Source organism: Sphingopyxis sp. OAS728 (genome assembly GCF_014873485.1).
Taxonomy (GTDB): domain Bacteria; phylum Pseudomonadota; class Alphaproteobacteria; order Sphingomonadales; family Sphingomonadaceae; genus Sphingopyxis.
Window position 1 is genome coordinate 1,889,588 of sequence record NZ_JADBDT010000001.1, and the last position, 16,312, is coordinate 1,905,899.

General features: G+C 64.2%; 15 protein-coding genes. 6 read left to right on the forward strand and 9 right to left on the reverse strand.

Annotated features, from left to right (window positions below; all coding sequences use genetic code 11):
- Positions 1-43 precede the first annotated feature (43 nt).
- From GGC65_RS08730 to GGC65_RS08745, 4 genes are all read left to right on the forward strand, one after another.
- Positions 44-574, forward strand: a complete 531-nt coding sequence (locus tag GGC65_RS08730) for a hypothetical protein (protein ID WP_192646803.1) — start codon at positions 44-46, stop codon at positions 572-574.
- Between the two features lie 83 nt (positions 575-657).
- On the forward strand, positions 658-1,065 hold the full coding sequence (locus tag GGC65_RS08735) for a hypothetical protein (RefSeq protein ID WP_192646804.1): 408 nt from the start codon (positions 658-660) through the stop codon (positions 1,063-1,065).
- A gap of 7 nt (positions 1,066-1,072) precedes the next feature.
- Positions 1,073-1,807, forward strand: coding sequence for a C39 family peptidase (locus GGC65_RS08740; protein ID WP_192646805.1), 735 nt, complete (start codon positions 1,073-1,075; stop codon positions 1,805-1,807).
- Between the two features lie 8 nt (positions 1,808-1,815).
- Entirely contained in the window at positions 1,816-2,382 is a 567-nt protein-coding gene (locus tag GGC65_RS08745) for a hypothetical protein (RefSeq protein ID WP_192646806.1), read from the forward strand.
- 111 nt (positions 2,383-2,493) lie between these two features.
- Here GGC65_RS08745 and GGC65_RS08750 read toward each other — a convergent pair whose 3' ends face one another.
- Both GGC65_RS08750 and GGC65_RS23710 read right to left on the reverse strand, forming a co-directional pair.
- A complete protein-coding gene (locus GGC65_RS08750) occupies positions 2,494-3,933 on the reverse strand; it encodes a hypothetical protein (protein ID WP_225940735.1) in 1,440 nt (479 codons plus the stop codon).
- Entirely contained in the window at positions 3,930-4,610 is a 681-nt protein-coding gene (locus tag GGC65_RS23710) for a helix-turn-helix domain-containing protein (RefSeq protein WP_192646807.1), read from the reverse strand. Before GGC65_RS23710 ends, GGC65_RS08750 begins: the two co-directional genes overlap by 4 nt.
- 306 nt (positions 4,611-4,916) lie before the next feature.
- On the opposite strand from GGC65_RS23710, the gene GGC65_RS08760 reads away from it, so the two are divergent.
- The gene (locus tag GGC65_RS08760; protein ID WP_192646808.1) at positions 4,917-5,234 is read left to right on the forward strand and encodes a response regulator transcription factor; all 318 of its coding nucleotides are present in this window, start codon (positions 4,917-4,919) and stop codon (positions 5,232-5,234) included.
- Positions 5,235-5,357: 123 nt separating this feature from the next.
- On the opposite strand, the gene GGC65_RS08765 is transcribed toward GGC65_RS08760, so the two are convergent.
- The 6 genes from GGC65_RS08765 to GGC65_RS08790 form a co-directional block, all read right to left on the reverse strand.
- Complete coding sequence (locus GGC65_RS08765; RefSeq protein WP_192646809.1) at positions 5,358-5,906, reverse strand: TetR/AcrR family transcriptional regulator; 549 nt, start codon at positions 5,904-5,906, stop codon at positions 5,358-5,360.
- Between the two features lie 31 nt (positions 5,907-5,937).
- Positions 5,938-7,098, reverse strand: a complete 1,161-nt coding sequence (locus GGC65_RS08770) for a thiolase family protein (RefSeq protein ID WP_192646810.1) — start codon at positions 7,096-7,098, stop codon at positions 5,938-5,940.
- A gap of 111 nt (positions 7,099-7,209) precedes the next feature.
- Positions 7,210-7,869 (reverse strand): response regulator transcription factor, encoded by a 660-nt coding sequence (locus tag GGC65_RS08775; protein WP_192646811.1) that lies wholly within the window; start codon positions 7,867-7,869, stop codon positions 7,210-7,212.
- Between the two features lie 3 nt (positions 7,870-7,872).
- Positions 7,873-8,256, reverse strand: a complete 384-nt coding sequence (locus tag GGC65_RS08780) for a response regulator transcription factor (RefSeq protein ID WP_192646812.1) — start codon at positions 8,254-8,256, stop codon at positions 7,873-7,875.
- A gap of 70 nt (positions 8,257-8,326) precedes the next feature.
- Positions 8,327-9,856: a sensor histidine kinase gene (locus GGC65_RS08785; protein WP_225941098.1), complete on the reverse strand. Its 1,530-nt coding sequence runs from the start codon at positions 9,854-9,856 to the stop codon at positions 8,327-8,329.
- Positions 9,857-10,039: 183 nt separating this feature from the next.
- Entirely contained in the window at positions 10,040-11,758 is a 1,719-nt protein-coding gene (locus GGC65_RS08790) for an arylsulfatase (RefSeq protein WP_192646813.1), read from the reverse strand.
- Between the two features lie 226 nt (positions 11,759-11,984).
- Here GGC65_RS08790 and GGC65_RS08795 point away from each other — a divergent pair, with 226 nt between their 5' ends.
- On the forward strand, positions 11,985-14,795 hold the full coding sequence (locus tag GGC65_RS08795; RefSeq protein ID WP_192646814.1) for a TonB-dependent receptor: 2,811 nt from the start codon (positions 11,985-11,987) through the stop codon (positions 14,793-14,795).
- A 41-nt stretch (positions 14,796-14,836) separates the two neighbouring features.
- On the opposite strand, the gene GGC65_RS08800 is transcribed toward GGC65_RS08795, so the two are convergent.
- On the reverse strand, positions 14,837-16,312 hold the full coding sequence (locus GGC65_RS08800) for a sulfatase-like hydrolase/transferase (protein ID WP_192646815.1): 1,476 nt from the start codon (positions 16,310-16,312) through the stop codon (positions 14,837-14,839).

The following is a 16,312-nucleotide window of genomic DNA, read 5'->3' on the forward strand; positions in this document are numbered from 1 at the left end:
GCCGTTCGGCATCGCGAGCCATCCCCTTTTTAGGAGAGAAGTCATGATGAAGAAAGTCATGCTGGCGGTGTCGACGCTGGCGCTTGCCGTCACGGCCGCACCTGCGTTCGCGCAAACTCAAGCCGAGAATGACGCCAACAACAATGGTGCTTCGGGGAACAACAGCGACAATGACACCGTCGTTGTGAACGATCTGATCGACCTGTTCGTTCAGGACAATGCCGCCGACACCTTCTCGGACGACGATCAGGACAATGACGGCAATGGCTCGTTCAACGGCAACAGCCTCGTTGTCGCGACCCAAACGCTGAGCGCCACCAACACCAACCAGAATCTCGACGAAGTCGTCGATATGGACGGTGAAGACGGCAGCGAAACGCCCGTCGGCTACAACAGCGGCAACAACTCGGTGCGCGGCAGCGCCTTTGCGGCCTACGCCGGCATCCTGAACGCCGCCTGGAACACGGGCATCAACGCCAACACCCAGGCCGCGACCAACATCGCTGCGAGCGGCACTGTCAGCTTCGGCGACAGCGGCAGCAACGGCGGCGCCGGTGGCGGCGGCGGCGACTGATCAAGTCCCCCCGGATGGCCGGCCCGGCTCCACTGACGGGCCGGCCATTTCCCAAAGTTTCGCGTTCAAGGAGCGTCCGTGTCATGAAACCCCCGATCGTCCCGGTCTTGCTGGTCCTGGCGGGCCTGTCCGCGCCCGTATCGGCGCAGTTGCCGCCACCCGATCCCGCCGCTCCCCTCGTGGCCGAGGCCACCGCGACCGAAGTTCGCGCAGCCCCGGCCCTTCCGGTGGCGCCCGAACGCAAATCGCCGATGCTGAAGGATACCGAGCTCGATACGCTGCGCGGCGGCCAGTCGCTCGTCATCACCAATCAGACGATGGACTCGATCGTCAGCGGCAACGTCCTCAATGGCGACTATACGGCGGGATCGGTCACGCTGAGCGACCTCGCGCTGTCCAATTTCAACGGTGTCGGCAATCTGCTGATCAACACCGGCGCGCAGGTCAGTGCCCAGAGCGGCATGAACCTGACCATCAACCTCGGCGACTGAGCGCACCATGCGGGCCCTGCGCACCTTGATCGCGGGTCTGCTGTGCGCCGCAGCCGCGGCGCCCGCTGCCGCCGAAGTCCGGCTGACCGGCCCCGAAACGGGCGGCAATTATCAGCTCCAGGTGATGACCTGGTGGGACATCCCCTTCCGTTCCGTTATTCGCCAACGTTATGATTTCAGCTGCGGCTCAGCCGCGATCGCGACCCTGCTAACCTATCATTATGGCGCACCGACATCGGAGACGATGCCCTTTCGCGCGATGTGGGAAAAGGGCGACCGCGAGGCGATTCGCAAGGTCGGCTTCTCGATGCTCGACATGAAAACCTACCTCGCCTCGCGCGGCTTTCGCGCTGAAGGCTTCCGGATCACCGCCGAGCAATTGAAACAGGTGAAGCGTCCGACCATCGTCCTGATGGATCTCAAGGGATTCAAGCATTTCGTCGTCGTCAAAGGCGTTCGCGGCGACCGCGTGCTGACGGGCGACTCGGTGCTCGGCCTCAACGAATATTCGCTCAGCGACTTCGAAAAACATTGGAACGGCATCGCGCTTGCGATCGTCGAGGGCGGCACCAAACGGCCCGCGTTCAACCTCGCTGGCGACTGGGGCCCCTGGTCACAGGCGCCGCTCGAAGCAGACGGGTCGCTTCACGTCTCGGTCGGCGATCTGACGACCAACCTGCCCCCCCAATATCAGCTGACGCCGCAGATCCTGCTCGATGTGCGCGTCGGCACCGTGAAATGAGGCCGACCATGTCCCCCCGCATCCTCCTGCTCGCCTTTGCGCCCATACTCCTCGCGGCGAGTGAGCCGACGGCCGACGATCCGCTCGCGGACGCCGAGACGGTGCCCGATGAGGTGCTGGCGACACAGCGCGGCGGCTTCGCTTTTCAGGGCATGGTGATCGCGTTCGGTGCAGACATTCGCAGCTTCGTGAACGACGAGCTTGCGCTGCGCACGATCGTCAGCTGGACCCCGCAGGGATCCTCGATCGAGCGCTTCGTATCGCCGGCGCTGACCGCGGTCGACGCCGCGCAGATTCAAGGCGGCATTTTGACAAGCGGCGGCATCACGATGCGCGTCGGCGACGAGCCGGTGTTCCTCGCGAACAATGGCCAGACGGCGCTGATCCAGAACACCGATGCGATCCAGAATATACTCGTCAACACCGCCAGCAACGTCTCGCTGAACCAACAGGTCGACGCCGTGCTCGATATCAGCGGTTATGAAGGGTTCCGCGATGGACTGGCCTCCACGCGTATGAGCGACGCGATCGGCGCCGCAATGGGTGCACAGACCCTCAGCGCGCTCGGCAACTGAACGACCCCCCGTCCCCGTTTCGACGGGGACGGTCACCTCGCCCCGCCTCTTTTGGCGGGGCTTTTCTTTGCGAGGATGGGCGTTTGCGAGAAGAGGCGGTCGGGAGGGGGGTTATAATTTCCCGCCAAACGGCATGCGCAGCGTGATCGACACGTCGGGCGCATCCTCGGTCACGCCGATTTCGAAGCCCATGTTCAGAACGTCGCGCTCGGTCAGGCGATAGGACATTCCGAAGTTGAGCGAACCGACGTGGATATAGTTGGATTTCTGCTGCGTATCGCCAATCTCGGTCTTGGTCGGGAAGATGTAATTGTGCCGATATCCCAGCGAGAAGGAAAAGCGCGGGTTGAGCGCGAAGCCGAAGCCGATATTGGCCGACACTGCATCGCCCGGGTCGACGCGTCCGATCAGCACGTCGCCGACCAATTTGTTCACGTCGCGCGGGATGTGATAAAGATAGGCTGCTCCGCCGTAAATCACCGCGGGATCCGACGGCATCAGGAAATTGACCCCCGGCTGAACCGCCCAGAAACCCGATCCGGTCGCGAGTCCGGTGGCAACGCCGAATTCGTCGTAGCCGATCTCGAACGGCCCTTTGCCCGTGTCCGATTTGACCCGCAGCGTTCCGACGAAGATCGGCTTTTGACCGACCGGGCGATTGAATTGGTACCGGAGCGAGAATTCGGCGTCGCCGACCCCGTCCTCGCGCAGCGCGATCGACCGGACGATGCCCTCGTCACGCTGCTGGACAACCTCGATCCGGTCGTTCCGATAAAGATAGGGTATGCGCACTTCGGCTTCGAGCCGGTCGGTAATTCCGTAGCGCATCGAGGCCGTTCCGACGAGCGTATCACGATCAGCGTCAGTCGCCTCGATCAGGCCAATCTGGATCCCCGGGATCAGTTCGATCCCGCGAAAGACGAGGCGGTTGGTCGACGAGCGCGTATATTCGAGCGAGGGTTCGAAAATGAGGTGGCCGGCGCGGGTCAACACGCCCTGTCCTTCGGGAACCGCCGCGACGCGTTCGGCGGTCGACTCGGTCGGTGGCGGGGCTTCGCCCACGGGCGCATCGGGCAAGGCGACCGCGTCGCTGCCCGGGCCGGGAAGCGCAGGGCCGGCAACGCCTTGTCCCCCCATGCCGGTGCCGCGGAACATCTCCAGCGGCGCCTCTGCGAGCGCGAAGGACGAGAGCCGGTCGATCTGCGCCTGCTGCGTGATAAGCTGCCCCTGCATCTTCACAATCTGCTGCCGCTGCTCCACCAGCATCGCATTTTGCTGGTCGATCAGCGCGCGCTGTTCGGCCAGGATTCGCCGCTGCGCATCGATCTCGCTCTCGACGCTCGCCGCCGGCGGGCTTTCGGCCGCAGCGCCCGCACCCGCGGCCGCGGCATTCCATGTCGGCGCAGTGTCGAGGAATGGCAGTGCGTCGCACAGGCATTCAAGCGCTGGCGTCTCGTGCGCCTTGGCCTGCGAAGGCGAAAAAACCGCGGACAGCCCGACGGCCGCCACGCCGACATGGCGCAGCACGGGCGGCGCTATCAAGTTGCTCATGCACCCGCCCCCTGCCCGGTAAAGCCTCGCCGCGACCGCATCGCGCCCATCTTGTCGATCGCCACGCCCATCTCTTCGCCGGCGATCGCGCGAAGCCCGTCGAGGTCGACCAGCCGGCACAATTGCGGCCCCTCCAGCTCGATCAGCCCTTGGCGGACAAAGCCCGAGATCGTCCGGCTGACCGTATGGATCGTGAGGCCCAGATGATCGGCAATATCGCCGCGCGTCATCGGCAGGGGGATGCTGCCAAGTGCCGACAGCCGCTTCGCTGCGATCAGCAGAAATGCTGCGACACGTTCGTTGGCGTTCCGCCGGCCGAGCAGGAATATGCACTGATTCGCGCTGTCTAGCGCCCGTTCGAGCGCGCGATTCTGTCCAAACGAATCGGGGTCGCCGTTCAGTGCCGGACGGCGCGTCAGGATCGTGTTGGTAACCGCTTCGGCGGCGGCATCGCGCGAGCCATATTCGACGCCGAACACGTCGCCCTGATAGAAGAATCCCGTCAACTGGCGGTGACCGTCAACGTGGAAATGGCATGTTCTCACCGTGCCCGAGATGACCTCGAACCAGCAATCGCCCGGATCACCCTGCGAAAAGATGATCTCGCCCTTACGAAATTTTAGAATCGTATCCTGCGGAATCGAACCGCGTTGAAACTCTGCCGAAAGCCCTTGCACGCCACGTCTCCAATCTCAAATTGGTATTTGCGGCGACCCCGTTTGCGAGTCTCATCTGCCTTTGTGGCGGCAGACGCCATCCGGGTAAAAACCAAGAAATTAGTGTGTATGAACAGCCTAGCAAAATCACTTACGTAATTTTCCTTAGCATTTCAGGAAAGATTAAGACTGAATTTCAGTAGCATAGATGTATTGGCACGCACCGTGCCGCTACATGCTTAATTAGCTTAGGTTAATTGCTAAACAGCGCGCAAAGGGATATCATCGGAGCCAGAGCAGGTGGGTTGCGGCATTGCCGCGCAAAAGATGCTCGTCGGTCGCAAAGTGTCTACGCCTTGGGTGTCAGGGGATTGCACCGTGCATCGAAACGCTTTGAACGTCGAACCGCATTTGACCTTTCGTGAGCATCAAATATTGGAATTGGTAGCAGTGGGCTGCTCGGCCAAGCAGATTGCGCTCGAAATCAATATCGCTCCACGAACCGTCGAACGGCATATCGAGAATGTGCGGCTAAAGCTCAATGCGCGAAACCGCGCGCATCTGATCACCCAGGCCATGCACCTCGGCCTGTTGGTCATCGAAACGCCGCCACCGGACGAACCGACACTCTTCGAACTCAAATGATGGCAAAAGCCCACCAAGCCTCGGTCGGGGCTCGCCAGTTCATCAGTTCGAATGAGCTGCCAATCCCGGGGCACCGTCAACAGGTCTGCGCCCAGCGCGGCGCGCAACGCGGTCAGATAGGTGCTAGTCGCCGTAACCCGACTGCAGAATTTCGGTCGCCAGCGAGGGGGATCGCACCGCACGTGCAAGGATCAGCGAGCCGATCAACTGCGCAATGACCCGAATCGCCCCTTCCCGGTCCTCGCCATCGGGAAGAACGGCCGATATTTGCGCGATCGAGGCTTCCAGCCCCGTCTCGAAAGCCGCTCCGAGCGCATCGGAATGCCGCGGCGCCTCGGCGGCGAGCGCAGCATAGGCGCAGCCGTTCGCGGGATGATCGCGGTGCGCCCCCGACAGATACCAGCGACGCAGCGCCGCCACCGGATCATCCGGCGCCTTCACCATCGCTTCGGCCCAATTTTCCTTATTGTCGGACAGCGCCCGCGCCGTCGCCTCGACCATCAGCGCATCCTTGTCGGCGAACAGCTTGTAGAAGCCGCCGTGGGTTCGCCCGGCGGCCTCCATCAACCCCGCGATTCCGACGCCGTCATAGCCAAATTCCCTGAACTGGCGCGCGGCGACACCGACGATCTTGTCGCGGTTTCGCGCGGCTTCCTCTCGGTTCATTCGCATGTCGCTCGTTCCTGCCTGTCTTTCCGGCCTGTCAGACGGCCTCGAGAATGGTCGCAATGCCCTGCCCGCCGCCGATGCACTGCGTGGCGAGCGCGTAGCGGCCGCCGGTGCGCCGCAATATCTGCGCCGCCTTCGCGGTGATGCGTGCGCCCGTCGCGCCGAGCGGGTGGCCGAGCGCGAGCGCGCCGCCGTCGATATTGACGATCTCGCGCGGGATTTCGAGCTCGTTCATGCAGGCGACCGCCTGACTGCCAAAGGCTTCGTTGAGTTCGACGACATCGAGATCGCCAACCGTCAGGCCCGCGCGCGCCAGCGCCTTGCGCGTCGCGGGGACCGGGCCGATGCCCATATATTCAGGTTCGACCCCGGCGACCGCGGTCGAGCGAATGCGCGCGAGGATATCGAGACCGTGCTTCACGGCGAATTCCTCGGACGTCACCAGCGTCGCCACCGCGCCGTCGGTGAGCGGCGACGAGGTTCCGGCGGTGACGAGGCCATCCTCACGAAACGCCGGCTTCAGGCCCGCCAGCACGTCGAGCGAGGTGCCGGGACGAATGCAGCCGTCCTGGTCGACGATCGTGCCGTCGGGCAGCACAACGGGCACAATCTCTTCGGCGAGCAGGCCTTCCGCCTGCGCCTTCGCCGCCTTGGCGTGCGATTCGACGGCGAGCAGGTCCTGCTCGGCGCGCGCGATATCGTAGCGCGCAGCGACATTTTCTGCCGTCTGCCCCATCGCGATATAGGCTTCGACGACCTGATCGGTGCCCGGCTCACCGCGGAACGGGAAACGCGGATTGGGCGAGAAGTTGAAGCCGCCCTGCGGCACCATCGTCATACTTTCGACGCCGCCTGCGATAAAGGCCTCGCCCGCGCCGATCGCGATCTGCCCGGCGGCGATATGGATTGCGTACATCGACGAACCGCAGAATCGATTGACCGTGCCGCCGCCCAGTTCCTGCGGAAGGCCAGCGAGAAGCGACGCAATTCGGGCGATATTATTGCCCTGCGCCGCCTCGGGATAGGCGCAGCCGAGCAGCACATCCTCGATCAACGCCGGGTCGAGCCCGCTACGATCGACCAGCGCACGGATCGCCAGCGCGGCGAGATCGTCGGGACGGCTGTCCTTGAGCAACCCCTTGCGCGAAAAATGGAACGGGGTGCGTGCATATCCCGCGATGACGGCGTGGGTCATGGTTCAAGCTCCTTCGGCATTCGACACAATTAGATGTCGATTATAATCTAAAACAATCTGGGAAGAGCGATGCGACGCGTCAAGAAGCGGCCGATGTTTTTTCCGCCGGCCTCAGCCGGGGCGATGGTAACGGGTGACGCTGGTGTCGCGCGCGCCGAGCGCCTCGGCCATCCGGACAAGGTCGGCGAGCGATCCGGCCGCCATCTTGCGCATCAGATTGCCGCGATGGATTTTCACAGTGATCTCGCTGAGCGACAATTTTCCCGCGACCTGCTTGTTCATCAGCCCTGCGGTCACCAGCGCCATGACCTCGCGCTCGCGCTCTGTCAGCGTGTCGAAGCGCAGGCGGACATTGCGGTCGCGCCCCTCGGAGTCGCGGCGGCGGCGGTCGACTTCGACCGCCTCACGGACGGCGAGCAGCAGCGCCTCCTCATCGAACGGCTTAGCGAGAAAACTGACAGCGCCGGCCTTCATACCACGAACGGTCTGGGGAATATCGCCATGCCCGCTGATCAGGATCACCGGCACATGAAATTCGCTGTCGAGCAGCGCCTGCTGGAAATCGAGGCCGTTGGCGCCCTGGAGCTGGATGTCGAGCAACAGGCAGGCGGCACGATCAGCATCGGCAGAGGCGAGATAATCGTCGGGCCCGGCAAAGGCGAGGACCGCGAAACCGGCGGAGCGCAGCAAGCTGTCGAGCGAACCGCGAACGCCGGCGTCGTCGTCGACGATGCAGATCAGGGGCGGCTGTTCATCGGCATGCTCGGTCATTGACTACTCCGTCGTTTCGCGGCCGCTCAGGATCGCGTCGATCCGTTCGAGCAATCCGTCCGGGTCGACCGGCTTCTCCAGAAAGGCCGCCGCGCCCAGCTCCGCCGAGCGCTCGCGCGCCGCCGCGGTCGGATAAGCGGTTATGACGATCACCGGGAATGCGCGCCCGATATGATTGAGTTGCTGCTGAAGCGCCAGCCCGTCCATGCCGGGCATGTGCAGGTCTGTGACGAGGCAGCCGGTCTCGCCGCGATCGGGTGATGCGAGGAAGCTGGCGGCGGACTCGAAGGTCCGCACCTCCCGCCCCGCAGCGCGCAGATAATTCGCGAGGCTGGAACGAACGCTTTCGTCATCGTCGATGACACAAATGACCGGGTATCGCTTCAAAACTCTGCTCCGTCCGGCCGTCGTTGGCCGGGATTCGCATCATGTTGCCGCGCGCGGGCCGGCATTTCCATCATACGGAGGTTTCGATCGGCAGTGTGAAGGCGATGGTGGCGCCGCGTTCGATATTGTTCGCCGCGGCGATGCGGCCGCCTTGCGCCTCGACGATCGACCGGCAGATCGACAGGCCAAGGCCCATGCCGTCGCCTTTGGTGGTGAAGAAGGGATCGAAAATCCGCGCCGGGTCGCCGGCGATGCCCACGCCGCTGTCGATCACCGCGAGGCGCACCGCATCCGCGTCCCGGTCCAGCCGAACCTGCAGCCGGCGCGGCGCGGGGCTCGCGCGCATCGCCTGGATCGCATTCACGAGCAAGTTGACGAGCACCTGCTGGACCTGGACGCGATCGCCGATCACATGCGGCACCGGTGCCCCATCGGCGATCTCCACCGAAACGCCCGCCGCGCCCGCTTCGCGAGCGACGAGGCCGGTCGCTTCCTCCACCAGTTCCTGAAGGTCGAGCGGCCCGGGTTCGGGCACGGTCTTGCGGGCTTGTGACCGGACGCGCGCGACGACCTCGGCGGCGCGATTGCCGTTGGCAACGATATGATCGAAACAGCCCTCCGCCTCGTCGATGTTCGGCACATCGCGCACCAGCCAGCGCTTGCCCGATTTGCCATAGTTGACGATTGCGGCGAGCGGCTGGTTGACTTCATGCGCGATCGAGGCGGCGAGCTGGCCGAGCGTCGACACGCGCGCGGCATGCGCCAGTTCGGCCATCGTCTGTTCGACCCGCGCGCGCGCCTCGTTGCGCTCGGTCACGTCGAGCGCGATCAGCAGCGCGCGCGACCAGGGATCGCCCTCGGCAATCAGCCGCACGCGCAGCACGACATCGACAGTGCGGCCGTCGCGCGTGACATAGCGCACGTCGTTCTCGGCCATCTCGGCGCCCTCGGCGAGCGATACCAATATGTCGACGAGCGCGGGCTCGGCACCGGGGGCATGCTCGCCGGCCTGGCTCTGCCCGACCATTTCGGCGCGGGTGCCGCCGAACAGGTCGGCCGCCGCTTGGTTCGCCTGACCGATGACGGCCTTGCCAACCGCAGCGCGCACGGCGTCCGGATGCGCGGCCAGCCAGGCGCGGCGATCGACGTCCGCGGGCACCGTATCGAGAAGATATTGCCGCGTCCCCGACCAGTCGGATTCCCAGATGGGAAAGCCCGCCCCGTCGAATATGGTGCGATAGCGCTGTTCGGATCGCCGCCGTTCGGCCTCGGTCCGCAATTGCCCGATCGACAAGAGCGTCGTTGCGGCGATCGCCACCAGGCTGACGCCCAGCCGGACATAAGCGGCGTCGATCGGGTCGCCCAGATGGTCGGCGGCGAAGGCGGTCAAGGCCAGCCCGGCGCAGACGGAGCCGGCGACGAACACCGCGCGCGGCCCGCACGCGCGGGCCACCAGCAGCACGACGATGATGTAGAGCACCGCCACCGCGCCCTGCAGCGGGCTGAGGAGATCGGCAACGAAGATTCCGAGCCCGATAAAAAAGGCGGCGGCGAGCGGTGCCCGGCGGCGTCCGGGCAAAGGCATCCATTCCTGATCCATCACGCGCGCTATGTCCCCTCCTTCGGATGGCTCGCCATCGGTCCGCGGACGATAGGCGGCATCGACGCGGCAAACCAGAGCGGGTGCGCCAACCTTCGTATGATTGAGGTTCCCCCTCCCCGATCCACTCCTTCAGCTTCCATGCGTCGAACGAGGCGTTTGCCGATCTGAAGGCGCGCTAGCCTAGCTTCCGTTCACCATCGCACCCGGTAATTGCGGGGTGTCGGCACCGCCCCAGATTTGACGCGCGCGTCCCTTGAGGTTGTTGTCATAATCGTCGCTCCACGCATCGACATAGCTGCGCGCCGCCCAATCGTCCCACTGCTGCGCCATCGTGCGCACGCGGTCCGGATGGCTGGCGGCAAGGTCGTGCATCTCGGCGCGATCGGACGTCATGTCGAAAAGCTGCCAGGGCTTCTGGAAACCCGCGACGAGTTTCCATTTTCCGTCGCGAACGGCGCGGTTTCCCTCGTGCTCCCAGAAGATCGGCTTGCCTCGCGTCAGAGCCTCGCCGCGAAAGGCAGGAGCCATCGAGCGTCCCTCCATCGGCAGGATGGCATGCCCGTTGAAATTCCGGGGATAGGTCGCGCCGGCGAGTTCGACGAGCGTCGGCATGACGTCGATCAGGTGTCCCGGCTCGCGGACGAGCGTGCCGCGCGTCTTTGCGGCGATCCCGCGCGGCCAGTGCGCGATCAGCGGCGTCGCGATCCCGCCCTCGTAAGTGTGGTGCTTGTAATATTGGAAGGGCGCGTTCTGCAGCGTCGCCCAGTTCATTCCGGTCCAGACGACCGACTGCGCGCTGCCCGGCAGTCCTTCGCCCCTCAGGCGGCCGTCGGGCCCGCTTTCTGCGGTGCCGCCATTGTCGCTCATCAAGAGGATCAGCGTATTGTCGAGCTCGCCCGATTGCCGCAGCCTTTCGACGAGCGTGCCGATCGCGCGATCGACGCGGTGGATAACCGCAGCGTAGACCGCCATCATCGTGTCGAAACGATCCTTCTCCTCATCCGACAATTTATTCCAGTCATAGCTGCCTGGCAGCGCGGCGGGCAGTTCGGCATCGGCGGCGATGATGCCGAGCTTCTTTTGCCGTTCGAACCGTTCGCGGCGGATGACCTCCCACCCACGCATGTACCGGCCCTTGAATTTTGCCACATCTTCGGCCGGGGCCATCAGCGGAAAATGGGCGCCGACGAAGGGCATATAGAGGAAGAAGGGCTTATGCTGTTCGCGCGCCTCGCCGATGAACTTCGTCTGCCAGTCGACGAACATGTCCGACGAATACCAGTTGCCCTTGCCGACGCGCGGCGAGCTGGCCGGAACGCGCTCGCCGTCGATATACACCGATTGCGCAAGCGGCTGGGGCTGGTCGGGATAATAGAGCTCGCCCGAGGGCGAAGCGAGCGACCGGTCGAAACCGCGCTGCCACGGTCCGACCCCGCGCGAGATACCAAGGTGCCATTTGCCCGCCATTGCAGTGAAATAGCCCGCCGACTTCATGACTTCCGCCAGCGTGACGACGCGGTCCGACAGCTTGCTGTGCAGCCCCTTCGACCCGGGCACTTCGACCGACTCCAAATGCCCCAATCCCGCCTGGTGCGGATAGGTGCCGCTCAGCAGCGAGGCGCGCGACGGGCTGCACCGCGCATTATTGTAGAATTGCGTAAAGGCGAGGCCTCCCTTCGCCAGCGCGTCGATGTTGGGCGTCGGGATTTCGCCGCCGAAGGCGCCCATGTCGGAAAAGCCGACATCGTCGAGCAGTATGACGACGACGTTGGGCCGGGTTGGCTGCGGGTGGGTCGGCGCCTCAGCCGCGATCGCCGCCGAAGGCAAAATGGTCGCCGCGAGGGTCGCAACGGCACAACTCGTATGGGTCAGCAGGCGGACGACGCGTTTGATATTCACCGGATTCTCTCCCTTTGGAATCGCGTTATAACCTATATATCATATATATATTGACTTTCTTTATCCGCTTGGTCAACTTCGCGGTCAAGGCGTCGACGAGAAGGTGCGGATAACTGCTCGAAATCGGGATCGCGGCCCGCGCGACACCGCCCGGCTTCCCGGCAGCCCTCCTCCTTCCCGACGCTTCAAGGGCAAAAATGCCCGATCGACGTTGGGAGAGGACAGGATGAGGAAGACAGGTTTTTCGGCCGCTGTATCGGTGCTCGCGCTCGTCGCGAGCGCGCCGGCATGGGGACAATCCACCGATACGAATGATGCGCCCGCCACCGATGCGGTCGCCACCGCGGCCCCGGAGGCCGACGATGCCATCGTCGTCACCGGGATCCGCCGCTCGCTCGAACGCGCCGCCGATATCAAGCGCGATTCGGTGCAGGTCGTTGACGCGATCGTCGCGCAGGACATCGGCAAGCTGCCCGATCCCACAACCGCCGCCGCCTTGCAGCGCGTGCCCGGCGTCCAGGTGTCGGTGAACCGCAACAACGAACTTGGCGACGTGCGCGTGCGCGGCCTTCCCGATGTGCTGACCACGGTCAACGGCCGCGAGGTGTTTTCGACCATCGGCCGCAATTTCGACCTGCAGGACATGCCCGCCGAGGCACTGTCGCGCGTCAACGTCTTCAAATCGCAGACCGCCGACCTGACCGAAGGCGGTCTTGCCGGCGTGATCGACCTCCAGCTCAACCGCCCGTTCAATTTCAAGGATCCGACCGTCGTGCTCGGCGGCCGCGCGAACTACGGCGACCGCGTCGACAAGATCAATCCGCAGTTCAGCCTGCTCGCGACCGACCGTTGGGATACGGGCATCGGCGAGATCGGCGCGCTGATCAACGGCACCTATTCGAAATCCGACTATTATCGCGCGACGACCGTGCTGTTCCAGCGGCGCAGCACCAATACCGCGCCGTTCAACCGGCCGGGATATGTCATCCCCGGCATCCTTCAGAATTTCCCCCAGCAGGGCTTTATCGAACGGCATCAACTCAACGGTGCGCTGCAATGGCAAGCGTCGTCGTCACTCGAAGCCTATGTCGAGGGTTTCTATACCTATTTCCGCGACCGCGGCAGCCGCAACGGCGCGAATATCCAGCCCTTCACCACCGGCACGACGATCACCAGCGTCACCCCCGGCGACAGCTGTATCCAGACGCGCGTCCGCCGCAACAACGGCAATAATCCGGTGATCCAGACCGATGCCGCGGGCAATCAGACGCTGACCCCCTATGACAAGGTCGAACTGTGCCAGCCCGAAAGCATGACCTTTGCCAATCTGGTGTCGAACCAGACGACGCAGGCGCGCGACCTCAACCAGCGCAACAAGCAGTTCGCGGGTGGCCTCAAATACAACGAAGGGGCGCTGAACGCGGTCTTCGACGTCGCGTATCAAACGTCGAAGTACAAGCTTCAGAACATCACGTCAGACATCGGGAAGCGGCTTCCGAGCCTGACCGTGACGATGGATGTCGACGGCCATGCCGAATATACGGTGCCGGGCGATGCGCTGCTCAGCCGCGACGGTCTCTACATCCGCAACGCGCTGATCCAGAATTTCACCGAGAATAGCGGCAAATTGTTCCAGGCGAAGGGCGATGTCGATTACGACCTCGATTCTTTCCTGTCGAACATCGCGGTCGGCGTCCGCTATGCGCACCGGTCGGCGGAGGAGCAGTCGGTCAACCTCAACACCGCGACTCCCGGCGGCAATATCGGCACCGGAAACGACGCAGCGGCGGTGCTGGTATCGAATACCGGCCTGCCCGAGGATTTCCTTGTACTCGGCTCCGCTGCGCCCGACCTAAACGGCGGATCGCGCTTCTATATCCCCAATCCCGATTTCCTGCTGTCGGAGGAAGGGCTCGACGCCGCGCGTGCCTATTTCCGCCTGCCCGCGGGACGTCCCGCCTACGACCCGGGACGCGCATTCGATGCAACCGAGGATTCGATTGCGGGCTATGTGCAGGGCAAATATGAGGCCGATCTGTCGAACAGCATCACGCTCGATGGCGTTGTCGGCGCGCGCTACATCCGCACCAGCCGGACAATCGGCACCAACGTTCCGGCCGGCGGCGGCGCCTTCGACCGGCTGACCGCAAAAACCGTCGATCACGACTGGCTGCCCAACGCAACCGCGCGTTTCCGGATCGGCGACGATATCCAGATCCGCTTCGGCTACGCAAAGTCGCTGCGCCGGCCCAATTTCGCGTCGCTCAACCCGGCGATCACACTCAACCAGTCGAACAACCCGCTCGTCCAGAGCACGGGCAATGCGGGCAACCCTGACCTCAAGGCGCAAAAGTCCGAAAGCCTCGACGCGACCTTCGAATATTATTTCCCGAGCGGCTATATCGCCGTCGCCGGCTATTACCGCGACATCACCGACCGCGTCATCACCAGCGGCGCGGTCGAAACGATCGACGGCGTCGACTATTCGGTGTCCCGCCCGCGCAACGTCGGGCAGGCAACGCTGAAAGGCATCGAACTCAGCACCCAATATTTCCTCGATTTCCTGCCGGGTGCGCTGTCGGGCCTCGGGGTGCAGGGCGCCTTCACGCTCGCCGATTCCAAGGTTGGCGGCGACGATCCGCTCGCGGGATATCCGCTACAGGGCGTGTCGAAATATAACTACACCGTCGGCCTCTTGTACGAAAAGAGCGGGGTCAGCGCGCGGCTGGTCTACACCTACCGTTCCAAATATCTGTCGCTCGACGCGAGCGGCGAACCGACGTTGCGCCCCTTCACCGACGAGACGATCGACGTCGTCGCGGTGCCCGCGCTCGTCACCTATGCGCGCGGCGCGGGGCGGCTCGACTTCAACATCGGCTACGACATCACCGACAAGATCCGCGTCGATGTCGGCGGCACCAATATCCTCGGCAGCAACACATCGACCTATTACGACTATCCCGGTTATACGAATATCAACAACGAGATGGCGTATGACGAGACGACCTGGTCGGCGGGCGTCCGGGTGAAATTCTGACAAAAGGGGGGTCCCCGCCGCGTTCGCGCGGCGGGGATATTTCATCGCGCCCGATATGGGGGCAGCGCCGCCATCCAGGCCTTGAGCTTGCCAAGCAGGCGGTCGCGGACCGCAGGCTCGCTCGCCGCGACATCGTTCGCCTCGACGGGATCGCTCGCAAGATCGAAGAGCTGGGGGCTGGCGCCGCCCGCTTCGGCGAGAAGTTTCCAGTCGCCCTCGCGGATCGCGAAGGGCGGCGCCTGGTCGCGTTCGAGCGCGGGCTGCGGCGGCTCCTTCGCCGCGCCTTCCTTGCCATAGGCCCAATAGAGGTCGGGCCGCCGCGGAACCGAGCGCCCCTCGATCACCGGCGACAGGTCGATCCCGTCGACGCCCGCCGGAACGCGCGCGCCGACGATATTTGCGAGCGTCGGGAGCAGATCGACGCCCTGCGCCACAGTCCGCTCGTCGCGGTGGCCGGCCTTGGCGTGACCCCGCCAGGAAAGGATGAGCGGCTGGCGGATGCCGCCTTCGTAGAGGCTCCATTTGCGCCCGCGCAGATTCTCGGTGCTGCCGGGTGCGACCTGCCCGTCCTTGTAATAGCGCTGCGCCGACGACGGGCCATTGTCGCTGGTGACGATGACCAGCGTGTTGTCCATCTCACCCATCTGGTCGAGGCGGTCGAGCAGGCGGCCGAGCGTCTTGTCCATCTTGACCAGCGAGGCGAGCATCCGGTCGTCGTCGGAGGATGTGCCCTTGCCCATGACGTCCGACAGGCTTTCGTCGTCGGGCGCCCAAGGGTCGTGCATGTCATTGAGCCAGAGGTTCACGAACCACGGTTTGTCGGCGTGCTGCGCGACGAAATCGACCATCATATTCGCATAGAGCGACGTGAGATTGGTCTTGATCTCCCAGAAGCGCGGACCTTCTCCGAGCTCGTCCGACTGCTGCGCGAGAAAGCGTTCCTCGTCGGACACGAGCACGCGCGGACCGAGCCCTTCGAAGGTCGTAAAGCTATGGTCGAAGCCATAGGCGGTCGGCCACGGCGCATCGCCGATGTCGCGCCCGCCGCCCAGGTGCCATTTGCCGATGTGCGCCGTCTCATATCCCGCCCCCTTCAGCAGCCGCGCGATATTGGGCAGCTTGGGGTCAAGCCAGTCGGCCTGCCCGATCGCCTTGTTATAGGCGCGGTCGCTGACATAGTTGATGAAACCGACCTCGGCGGGAAAACGCCCCGTGAGCAGCCCCGCGCGCGATGCCGAACAGATCGGCGCCGCGTCATAGAATTGCGTCATCAACACGCCTTCGCGCGCGAGGCGGTCGAGGTTCGGCGTCTGGACCTTCTTGTTCCCCATCACCGACAGGTCGCCGAAGCCCATATCGTCGACGAGGATGAACAGGATGTTGGGCTTGCCGGCCGGTTTAGCCGAAGCCGGCGGGGCGGCAGCGGGAGCCGCCATGCCCGCGGGCGCCGCGACGCCCATGAGCGCCGCGAGCATGGTGGTCGCGGCCCAGCGGGCCATCGCGGTGCGTCGTGCCAT

Coding starts and splice junctions, on each gene's coding strand:
- GGC65_RS08730 (WP_192646803.1), top strand. CDS start 44: ATGATGAAGAAAGTCATGCTGGCGGTGTCGACGCTGGCGCTTGCCGTC.
- GGC65_RS08735 (WP_192646804.1), top strand. CDS start 658: ATGAAACCCCCGATCGTCCCGGTCTTGCTGGTCCTGGCGGGCCTGTCC.
- GGC65_RS08740 (WP_192646805.1), top strand. CDS start 1,073: ATGCGGGCCCTGCGCACCTTGATCGCGGGTCTGCTGTGCGCCGCAGCC.
- GGC65_RS08745 (WP_192646806.1), top strand. CDS start 1,816: ATGTCCCCCCGCATCCTCCTGCTCGCCTTTGCGCCCATACTCCTCGCG.
- GGC65_RS08750 (WP_225940735.1), bottom strand. CDS start 3,933: ATGAGCAACTTGATAGCGCCGCCCGTGCTGCGCCATGTCGGCGTGGCG.
- GGC65_RS08760 (WP_192646808.1), top strand. CDS start 4,917: ATGCTCGTCGGTCGCAAAGTGTCTACGCCTTGGGTGTCAGGGGATTGC.
- GGC65_RS08765 (WP_192646809.1), bottom strand. CDS start 5,906: ATGCGAATGAACCGAGAGGAAGCCGCGCGAAACCGCGACAAGATCGTC.
- GGC65_RS08770 (WP_192646810.1), bottom strand. CDS start 7,098: ATGACCCACGCCGTCATCGCGGGATATGCACGCACCCCGTTCCATTTT.
- GGC65_RS08775 (WP_192646811.1), bottom strand. CDS start 7,869: ATGACCGAGCATGCCGATGAACAGCCGCCCCTGATCTGCATCGTCGAC.
- GGC65_RS08785 (WP_225941098.1), bottom strand. CDS start 9,856: ATGGATCAGGAATGGATGCCTTTGCCCGGACGCCGCCGGGCACCGCTC.
- GGC65_RS08795 (WP_192646814.1), top strand. CDS start 11,985: ATGAGGAAGACAGGTTTTTCGGCCGCTGTATCGGTGCTCGCGCTCGTC.
- GGC65_RS08800 (WP_192646815.1), bottom strand. CDS start 16,312: ATGGCACGACGCACCGCGATGGCCCGCTGGGCCGCGACCACCATGCTC.